The organism is Streptococcus sp. Marseille-Q5986 (assembly GCF_946902915.1).
In the GTDB taxonomy this organism is placed as follows: domain Bacteria; phylum Bacillota; class Bacilli; order Lactobacillales; family Streptococcaceae; genus Streptococcus.
Genome location: NZ_CAMPPY010000007.1, coordinates 97,254 through 108,109 on the forward strand (window position 1 = coordinate 97,254; position 10,856 = coordinate 108,109).

The 10,856-nt window shown below is 42.6% G+C and carries 4 protein-coding genes; 2 read left to right on the forward strand and 2 right to left on the reverse strand.

Annotated features, from left to right (window positions below):
- Positions 1-26: 26 nt before the first annotated feature.
- Positions 27-3,620 carry a DNA-directed RNA polymerase subunit beta gene (gene rpoB, locus OVN21_RS09030; RefSeq protein WP_267248154.1) on the reverse strand — a complete coding sequence of 1,198 codons (3,594 nt, stop codon included), beginning with the start codon at positions 3,618-3,620 and terminating at the stop codon, positions 27-29.
- 442 nt (positions 3,621-4,062) lie between these two features.
- Here rpoB and OVN21_RS09035 point away from each other — a divergent pair, with 442 nt between their 5' ends.
- Positions 4,063-7,779: a pullulanase gene (locus tag OVN21_RS09035; RefSeq protein ID WP_267248155.1), complete on the forward strand. Its 3,717-nt coding sequence runs from the start codon at positions 4,063-4,065 to the stop codon at positions 7,777-7,779.
- Positions 7,780-8,105: 326 nt separating this feature from the next.
- Here OVN21_RS09035 and OVN21_RS09040 read toward each other — a convergent pair whose 3' ends face one another.
- Positions 8,106-8,972: an ATP-binding cassette domain-containing protein gene (locus OVN21_RS09040; RefSeq protein WP_267248156.1), complete on the reverse strand. Its 867-nt coding sequence runs from the start codon at positions 8,970-8,972 to the stop codon at positions 8,106-8,108.
- 240 nt (positions 8,973-9,212) lie between these two features.
- Here OVN21_RS09040 and OVN21_RS09045 point away from each other — a divergent pair, with 240 nt between their 5' ends.
- On the forward strand, positions 9,213-10,070 hold the full coding sequence (locus OVN21_RS09045; RefSeq protein WP_267248157.1) for a 5'-nucleotidase, lipoprotein e(P4) family: 858 nt from the start codon (positions 9,213-9,215) through the stop codon (positions 10,068-10,070).
- Positions 10,071-10,856 lie beyond the last annotated feature (786 nt).

Below are 10,856 nucleotides of genomic sequence, written 5' to 3' on the forward strand. Positions count from 1 at the left end.
TTCCCTTTCTATTCTAAGTGAACTGCTTATTCTTGTTCAGCAGTTTCTTCTGTTGCTTCCGCTTTTGTTGCTTTCTCTGCTGCTTCAGCCTCTTGGGCTGCTTTTTCGCGGGCTTTTTCAAGGTCATCTACGTGGATGACATCTTCGTCCATTCCTTCATCCAAGTCGCGAAGTTCCACTTCTTTGCCATCTTCGTCAAGGACACGCATGTCAAGACCAAGAGATTGCAATTCTTTGACAAGAACTCGGAAGGATTCTGGAACACCTGGTTTTGGAATTGGTTTTCCTTTTGTAATAGCTTCATATGCCTTCAAACGTCCGTTAATATCGTCAGACTTGTAAGTCAAGATTTCTTGAAGGACATTTGAGGCACCGTAGGCTTCAAGAGCCCAAACCTCCATCTCACCGAAACGTTGTCCACCAAACTGAGCTTTACCTCCAAGCGGTTGTTGGGTAACGGTTGAGTATGGTCCGACTGAGCGCGCGTGCAATTTATCATCAACCATGTGGTGGAGTTTGATCATGTACATGACTCCGACAGAAACACGGTTATCAAACGGTTCACCAGTACGTCCATCGTAAAGGATTGTTTTGGCATCGCTATCCATACCGGCTTCTTTAACAGTTGACCAAAGATCTTCAGAACTTGCTCCGTCAAAGACCGGTGTTGCGATGTGGATGCCAAGAGTACGGGCCGCCATACCAAGGTGGAGCTCCATAACCTGACCGATATTCATACGTGATGGCACCCCAAGCGGGTTCAACATGATATCAACAGGAGTTCCGTCTGGAAGGTAAGGCATGTCTTCTACAGGGACGATACGAGAAACAACCCCTTTGTTTCCGTGACGACCGGCCATCTTATCTCCGACCTTAATCTTACGTTTTTGAGCGATGTAGACACGAACCAGCATGTTCACACCAGATTGCAACTCATCACCATTTGCACGTGTAAAAATCTTAACATCACGAACGACACCATCGGCACCGTGTGGTACACGAAGGGACGTATCACGCACTTCACGAGACTTGTCTCCGAAGATAGCGTGCAAGAGTCGTTCTTCAGCTGAAAGATCTTTTTCACCCTTAGGTGTTACTTTCCCTACAAGGATATCGCCTTCTTTAACCTCAGCACCGATACGGATAATCCCCTTTTCATCAAGGTCTTTAAGGGCATCTTCACCAACATTTGGAATTTCACGAGTAATTTCTTCAGGTCCAAGTTTTGTATCGCGGGTTTCTGATTCGTATTCTTCAAGGTGGACAGATGTATAGACATCGTCTTTGACCAAGCGTTCGCTCATGATAACGGCATCCTCGAAGTTGTAACCTTCCCAAGTCATGTAGGCAACGATTGGGTTTTGTCCAAGCGCCATTTCCCCATTTTCCATAGAAGGTCCATCAGCGATAAAGTCACCTTTTTCAACAAGATCACCGACATTCACAAGAGTACGTTGGTTGTAGGCAGTACCTGAGTTTGAACGACGGAATTTTTGAATATGATAAACATCTAGGGAACCATCTTCACGACGAACTTCTACCTTATCAGCATCTGCGTAGGTAACTTTACCATCATACTGAGCAATCACAGCCGCCCCAGAATCGTGGGCTGCTTGGTATTCCATACCAGTACCAACGTAAGGTGCTTGAGGATTGATCAATGGCACAGCCTGACGTTGCATGTTGGCTCCCATAAGGGCACGGTTGGAGTCATCGTTTTCCAAGAAAGGAATACATGCTGTCGCAACGGCAACTACCTGTTTTGGCGATACGTCCATGTAGTCAACCACTTCTGCTGGATACTCTTGGTTGACCCCTTGGTGACGTCCCATGACAACTTTCTCAGCAAAGGTTCCATCTTCATTAAGACGAGAGTTGGCCTGCGCTACAGTAAATTCATCTTCTTCATCGGCTGTCAACCAAACGATTTCGTTTGTGACTACACCAGTTTCACAATCAACCTTACGATATGGTGTTTGAACAAATCCATATTTGTTCAAGTGACCATATGATGACAAGTTATTGATCAAACCGATGTTAGGTCCTTCAGGTGTCTCGATTGGACACATACGACCATAGTGAGTGTAGTGCACATCACGTACTTCATATCCAGCACGGTCACGAGTCAAACCACCAGGTCCTAAGGCTGACAAACGACGTTTGTGAGACAACTCAGAAAGTGGGTTGTGTTGGTCCATGAACTGTGACAACTGTGATGAACCAAAGAATTCTTTAACCGCAGCTGTTACAGGACGAATATTGATAATTTGTTGTGGTGTCAAGACTTCGTTGTCCTGAACAGACATACGTTCACGGACGTTACGTTCCATACGAGAAAGTCCAAGACGTACTTGGTTAGCAAGCAATTCACCAACAGCACGGATACGACGGTTTCCAAGGTGGTCGATATCATCCACACGTCCGATACCTTCTGCCAAGTTGAGGAAGTAGCTCATCTCTGCAAGGATATCCGCAGGAGTTACAACACGAACCTTGTCGTCTGGATTGGCATTTCCGATGATGGTTACAACACGGTCTGGGTCTGTTGGCGCAACAACCTTGAATTTTTGAAGAACAACAGGCTCACTCACAACGGCTGCATCATTTGGAATGTAGACAATCTTGTTCAAGTCGCCATCCAAATGGCTTTCAATGCTTTCAATCACGCTACGAGTCATGATTGTTCCAGCTTCTACCAAGATTTCTCCAGTTTCAGGGTCTACCAATGGTTCCGCAATTGTTTGGTTGAGCAAACGTGTTTTAACATTGAGCTTTTTATTGATCTTGTAACGACCAACGGCTGCCAAATCATAGCGACGTGGGTCAAAGAAACGAGCTACAAGCAAGCTACGTGAGCTTTCAGCAGTCTTAGGTTCACCTGGACGAAGGCGTTCGTAAATTTCTTTCAAGGCTTCGTCGGTACGAGAGTCCATTGGATTCTTGTGGATATCTTTTTCAACAGTGTTGCGAACCAATTCGCTGTCACCAAAGATATCAAAGATTTCATCATCACCTGAGAAACCAAGCGCACGAACCAAGGTCGTAAATGGAATCTTACGAGTACGGTCGATACGAGTATAAGCGATGTCTTTTGAGTCGCTTTCAAGTTCCAACCAAGCTCCACGATTAGGGATAACAGTTGAACCGTAGCCCACTTTACCGTTTTTATCAACTTTATCGTTAAAGTAAACACCTGGTGAGCGGACCAACTGAGAAACGATAATACGTTCACCACCATTGATGATAAAAGTCCCCATTTCGGTCATGATTGGGAAATCACCAAAGAAAACTTCCTGGGTCTTGATTTCGCCTGTTTCTTTATTGATCAAGCGGAAGGTTACAAAAATTGGTGCTGAGTAGCTAGCATCGTGGATACGAGCTTCTTCGAGCGTGTATTTTGGTTCCTTGATTTCATATCCAACAAATTCCAACTCCATTGTGTCTGTGAAGTTTGAAATTGGCAATACACCTTCAAACACTTCCTTAAGACCATGGTCTAGGAAACCTTTGAATGAATCCGTTTGAATTTCAATCAAATTTGGTAAGTCAAGAACTTCTTTGATTCTTGAAAAACTACGACGGGTACGATGTTTCCCGTATTGAACGTCATGTCCTGCCAAGATGATTCTCCTTTGTAAATAAGTTCCAAGCCTTATCAATCAGGCTTTTCTAATCGTCATATGGTTTTAAAAACCCCTATCACCGTGTCCCTTTGACGAATTTTCAGAATCTTTAAGTATTTGTTACAAACATTTGAAATCCTGAAAAAAAGCACAAAAAGAGCAGCTAAATCTGACTTTTTCAGAAGATTTAACTGCTGTGAGCCTTGTCTGGACAATATTTCAGACAAAACCTACGACAAATGATTATTTACATTATACCCTATTTAGCCAGATTTTTCAAGGTTTTTTTACTATTTTTTAAATAATCTTTTCCTATATATCATTTTAAAATTTCAAGAGAATGAAGCATTATATTTTCTCTTAAAAATCAGGAAAACGCTTGCACTAATGTTTATCTCATGCTATACTGATAGGGAACAACTACACAAGGAGAATTGTGATGAAAAAGAGCCCATCTCAAACTGAGAAAAAAATGATTTATGGTATCCGTTCCTTGAAGAACGGAACTGGTTCTGTCCTTATTGGTGCCAGCATTGTCTTGCTTTCTGCTACAATGCCAACTATTTCGGCTAACGAAAACCTTCCTCAAACTCAGGAAAATACCAGCGCTGTGACCAAGGTCCCTACTGAGACTGAAACTAGGCAAGCTCAAAAGGAAACGCCTATTTCTGAACAAAAGAATGCAAACGCTTCCCTTGATTCTAAAAAGGAAGCTCCAGCTGTGGAAACTACTACAGCACCAGAAACACCTAAAACAGAAGATACTACTACAAGCCAGGCTAACAGCAAGGAAGAGAAAGTAGATGCCAGCACCTCGGCGCCAACTTCAGATCAAAAACCACAAGCTGGCACATCTTCTGAAGAACCCATCGCAGATAACCACTTCCGTATCCATGTTAAAAAACTCCCTGAAGAAAACAAAGATTCTCAAGGTCTTTGGACTTGGGACGATGTTGAAAAGCCGTCTGAAAACTGGCCCAATGGAGCCCAGTCCTTCAAGGATGCCAAACAAGATGACTACGGCTATTACCTCGATGTCAAACTCAAAAATGAGCAAGCCAAGAAAGTCAGCTTCCTTATCAATAATACCAAGGGGGATAACCTGACGGGGGACCGCTCGGTAGAGCGCCTCTCTCCAAAAATGAATGAGGCCTGGCTAGATGAAAACTACAAGGTATACAACTACCGTCCTCAGCCAGCAGGTACTGTTCGTGTCAACTACTACCGCACCGATGGCAACTATGACAAAAAATCTCTCTGGTATTGGGGCGATGTCAAGAACCCAAGCAGTGGAGAATGGCCTGACGGTACTGACTTTACCGCAACTGGAAAATATGGTCGTTACATTGATATCCCACTCAATGAAGCTGCAAGAGAATTTGGATTTTTATTACTAGACGAAAGCAAGAAAGGCGATGATGTGAAAATCAGAAAAGAAGATTATAAATTCACTGATCTAAAAAATCACAGTCAAATCTTCCTCAAAGATGATGACGAAACCATCTACACCAACCCCTACTATGTGCACGACATCCGCATGACTGGTGCCCAACACGTGGCTAAATCTCGTATCGAAAGCAGTTTTTCTACCCTAGTAGGGGCTAAGAAAGACGATATCCTCAAACACTCCAGCATCACTGATTACCAAGGGAATAAAGTAGCTATCACAGACGTGGAAGTGGATGAGGCAGGTAAAAAAGTGACCTACATCGGCGACTTCTCTGACACTCAACACCCATACACTGTCGGCTACAATTCAGACCGATTTACCACACGTTCAAGCTGGCGCCTCAAGGATGAGTCCTACAGTTACGATGGTCAACTCGGCGCAACTCTAAAAGAAGATGGCAAGCGTGTTGACCTCACCCTCTGGTCTCCAAGTGCTGATAAGGTTTCTGTCGTTGTCTACGACAAGAAAGACCCTGACAAAGTAGTTGGAACTGTCGCCCTTGAAAAAGGAGAAAAAGGCACCTGGAAACAAACTCTGGATGCAAACTCTGGTCTCGGTATCAGCAACTACACTGGCTACTACTATCACTACCAGATCGAGCGCCAAGGTAAAACCGTTCTCGTTCTTGACCCTTATGCCAAGTCATTAGCGGCTTGGAACAGTGACCTAGCAAAAACAGATGCCGCTCATAAGGTCGCTAAAGCTGCCTTTGTCGATCCATCCAAACTAGGACCGCAAGACTTGACCTATGGGAAGATTCGCAACTTCAAATCGCGTGAAGATGCCGTTATCTACGAGGCTCATGTGCGTGACTTCACTTCAGATCCGGCCATCGCAAAAGACTTGACCAAACCATTTGGTACCTTTGAAGCCTTTATCGAAAAACTAGACTATCTCAAAGACTTGGGTGTGACTCACATCCAGCTCCTTCCAGTCTTGTCCTACTACTTTGTCAATGAATTGAAAAACCATGAACGTTTGTCTGCCTATGCTTCAAGCAACAGCAACTATAACTGGGGATATGACCCTCAAAACTACTTCTCCTTGACTGGTATGTACTCAAGCGATCCTAAGGATCCAGAAAAACGTATCGCCGAATTCAAAAACCTCATCAACGAAATCCACAAACGTGGCATGGGGGCTATCTTGGACGTGGTCTACAACCATACTGCAAATGTCGACATTTTTGAAGATATTGAGCCAAACTACTACCACTTTATGGATGCTGATGGCACACCTCGAACTAGCTTTGGTGGTGGACGTTTGGGAACTACCCACTACATGTCTAAACGTGTCTTGGTAGACTCTATCAAGTATCTGGTTGAAACCTACAAAGTAGATGGTTTCCGCTTCGATATGATGGGTGACCACGATGCGGCTTCAATCGAAGAAGCTTACAAGGCTGCACGCGCCCTCAATCCAAATCTTATCATGCTTGGCGAAGGTTGGAGAACCTATGCTGGTGACGAAAACATGCCTACTAAACCTGCTGACCAAGATTGGATGAAACATACCGATACTGTCGCTGTCTTTTCAGACGACATCCGTAACAACCTCAAGTCTGGCTATCCAAACGAAGGGCAACCGGCCTTTATCACAGGTGGCAAGCGTGATATCAACACTATCTTTAAAAATCTCATTGCCCAACCAACCAACTTTGAAGCAGATAGTCCTGGAGATGTTATCCAGTATATCGCAGCCCATGATAACTTGACCCTCTTTGACATCATTGCCCAGTCTATCAAAAAAGACCCAAGCAAGGCTGAAAACTATGCTGAAATCCATCGCCGTTTGCGACTTGGAAACCTCATGGTCTTGACTGCTCAAGGGACTCCGTTTATCCACTCTGGTCAGGAATACGGACGTACTAAACAATTCCTAGACCCAGCCTACAAGACTCCTGTTCCAGACGATAAGGCTCCACACAAATCTCACTTATTGCGTGATAAGGACGGCAAGCCGTTTGTCTATCCGTACTTCATCCATGACTCTTACGACTCTAGTGATGCTGTCAACAAGTTTGATTGGACCAAGGCTACAGATAGCAAAGCATATCCTGAAAATGTCAAGAGCCGTGACTACATGAAAGGATTGATCGCTCTTCGTCAATCTACAGACGCCTTCCGACTCAAGAGTCTACAAGATATCAAAGAACGCGTCCAACTCATTACTGTCCCAGACCAAAATGGTGTTGAAAAAGAAGATGTGGTCATCGGCTACCAAATCACAGCTCCAAATGGAGATGTCTACGCAGTCTTTGTCAATGCGGATGATAAGGCTCGCGAATTCAACTTGGGAACTGCCTTTGCTCACTTGAGAAAGGCCGAAGTCCTCGCAGATGAAAACCAAGCAGGTCCCGTAGGAATCGCTAACCCTCAAGGTCTTGAATGGACTGAAAAAGGCTTGAAATTGAACGCTCTCACTGCCGTCGTTCTCCGCTTGTCTCAAGGTGGTGCCATCGTCGCTCCAGCTGTGGAAGAAAAACCAGAATTTGATCTTTCTAACTTGGAAGTTGAACCAGAACAAGACCAAGCTCAAAACCTAGCAGCCAATCCTGAAACTCAAGAAACTGCTACAGAGACTCTTTCTCAGAAAGTCCTTCCAAACACAGGAACTGAGAGCAAATCCCTCCTTGCCCTTGCTGGATTCAGCATTCTTGCCCTTATCGGACTTGGATGGTTGATAAAAAACAAGAAAAAGAACTAATACTCAATGAAAATCAAAGAGTAAACTGGAAAGCTAGCCGCAGGACTGCTCAAAGCACAGCATTGAGGTTGTAGATAAGGCGAAGCTGACCTGATTTAAAGAGATTTTCGAGGAGTATAACCTAGCCCTCCTATAGAGAAAACGAGTCTGGGATAAAAGTCTAACCCTAAATATAAAAAGCGAACAAAATGAGTTATCTGACATTCAGAATTCGGTCTTGTTCGTTTTTTTGTCTAATCTATCGATTTTAAAAATTTATAATAAAGAATTCCTAAAATCAAAATCTTTTTGTCCCAGCCTCGTTGTTTTTATGATACACTTATCTATCAAATCATGTATTCTACACTATAGGTGGCATCCGATAAGATACGAGCTAGAAACTGCTTGGTACGTTCTTCTCGTGGACGACTAAAGAAATCGTGTGGATTATTCTCCTCTACGATACGGTCTCCCTCCATGAAAATAACGTGGTTAGCGACATCTCTAGCAAATCCCATCTCATGCGTGACGACCACCATGGTCACACCTTCTCCCGCCAACTGTTTCAGAACATCCAAAACATCTCCAACCAACTCAGGGTCTAGTGCAGATGTTGGTCCATCTAGCAAAATGACCTCGGGCTTGACGGCAATGGCACGCGCAATTCCTATTCGTTGTTGTTGCCCTCCAGATAGTTGTGAAGGGTAGTAGTCCTTATAGGCCAGTAAACCAACTTTTTCCAAGGCAGATTCTGCACGTTTGAGCGCTTCTTCCTTGGGAACTTTACGAGCTACAATTAGGCCTTCTAGAATATTTTCCAGAGCAGTTTTATTTGCAAAGAGATTGTAGAAAGAAGCAATCTCTTCGGTAAAGGTCTCTCGAATCGCTTGTACCACTTCCACCTGTTGCTGAATCCATGGGTGTTCCTCACCAATCGACTCAATAGAAGTCAGCTCCTGAATGCTTGCGATCTTAGGACTATAGACATTACTTGGATAAAGGAAAAAACCATCGCTCATAATTTTGACAAAATCAGGACAAATTCTTTCCACATAGTTGCGATGCCCATCAACACTTTTTTGAAAGATACGTGGATTATTTAATCCCTGCCCCTTTTCTTCGAGTGTTACAAAATGAAACCAAAATCCCACAGGAACTCTTCCCACTTCATCGCCTCGAATCGCTCTAAATACTAGCTCTCTTTTGCTTGCCATACCTTTCTCCTTCCATTTGGATTGAAACCATCTTACCACTCCTTTTCCCCTTTTCACAATATATATTGGCTATCAACTCGATTGGATTTTTTTATATACATCTTCATTCCTAAATTAAGTACATAATTTTATCCTAATACCAAGTTACTACTGAAAAATTTGTTTTCTCTCAATATTTTCTTGCACAAATCCCATGAAAGCGCTATAATATCAATAGACTATTATTAGGAGGATGGGATTATGAAAATACCCAAAGTCACTATTACAATTGCTTCTACATTTGCATCCATCATTTTACTGACTGGCTGTGGCACAAATTCGGCAAATTCACAGACAACACAAAGTAGTACATCTGATAATCAGGTTACAATGACCTATGATCAGTTGCGTTCAAGAGAAAATACTATGTCAACTCTTTGGTATCAAAAAGCAGCTGAAACCAAGGCACTCTATCTACAAGGTTACAATGTCGCTACTGATCGTTTAAAAGAACTACTAAAAACACAGACAGATAAACCCTACTCTATCGTTTTGGACTTGGACGAAACCGTATTAGACAATAGCCCTTATCAAGCGCAAAATGTCAAAGATGGAACAGCATTTACCCCAGAAAACTGGGATGTCTGGGTAAAAAAAGCCGCAGCCAAGGCTGTACCAGGTGCTAAAGACTTTCTCCAATTTGCAGACAAAAACGGTGTCCAAATTTACTATGTATCTGACCGCACGATAGATCAGGTAGATGATACGATCAAAAACCTAGAAAACGAAGGAATTCCTGTACAAAGCCGCGATCATCTCATGTTCCTAGAAAAAGGCGTCAAATCTAAAGAAGGTCGTAGACAAGCAGTCCAAGAAAAAACCAACTTAGTCATGCTACTAGGAGACAATCTTGTGGACTTTGCAGAGTTTTCAAAGACCTCTGAAACTGAGCGCGACCAAAAATTAGAGGAACTCCAAAAAGAGTTTGGTGAGAAATTCATCATTTTCCCTAACCCAATGTACGGATCATGGGAAAGCACTGTTTACAATGGTAATAAATTGGATGCCAAGGGTCAAACTGAAGAGCGACAAAAAAACTTACAAGGTTTTGATAAATAAAATAAGGGAGCTATCTACCAGTTTACACCAACCACAAGATATCGTATTTGCGAGGATATCAAAAAAGACGACTTCCAAGCGGAAATCGTCTTTTAATAAGGAATCAATCCCTCAGAATGTTCGCTCATATAATCTGCTAACCAGTTCATACCATAGACTATTTCAAGCGCTTCTAGTTCCGCCATATATCTAGCAATTCTTTCCTATCTATTTATGATACTTTCCTTTAACGTATCATAAACACAACCTTTGTTAATTGAGCTGAAAAAAACGATGATTTATAACAAAATCAGTACTTTCTATCACAAAATTTCATGTATTTGTCGTAAAATACTTCGGACAGACTAGTCTGAACGTCAATTAATTTACCATCAACTCTTTGAGAAACGGACTTTTCCAATTCAAAATGTACTTCATTTAGTATAGATGTAGCCATAAATCATATTTTCTAAGTGGTTTATACATGACTAGCCGTCAGGGAAAGCAAATATGCAAAATTTAGAAATTTTGATATAATAGAACTATCAAAAAGTAAAGGAATGATTGGTATGAAAGCAATCACAGCTCACAGCTCACAGCTCACAGCTCACAGCTCACAGCTCACAGCTCACAGCTCACAGCTCACAGCTCACAGCTCACAGCTCACAGTTCACAGCTCACAGCTCACAGTTCACAGCTCACAGTTCACAGTTCACAGTTTTCTCTTGTTATTTAATCGTGCGCATTTTTATGTAATCTGTAGAATGTAGTATATAGCATTTTGATGAGATGATGTTTTATATTGTA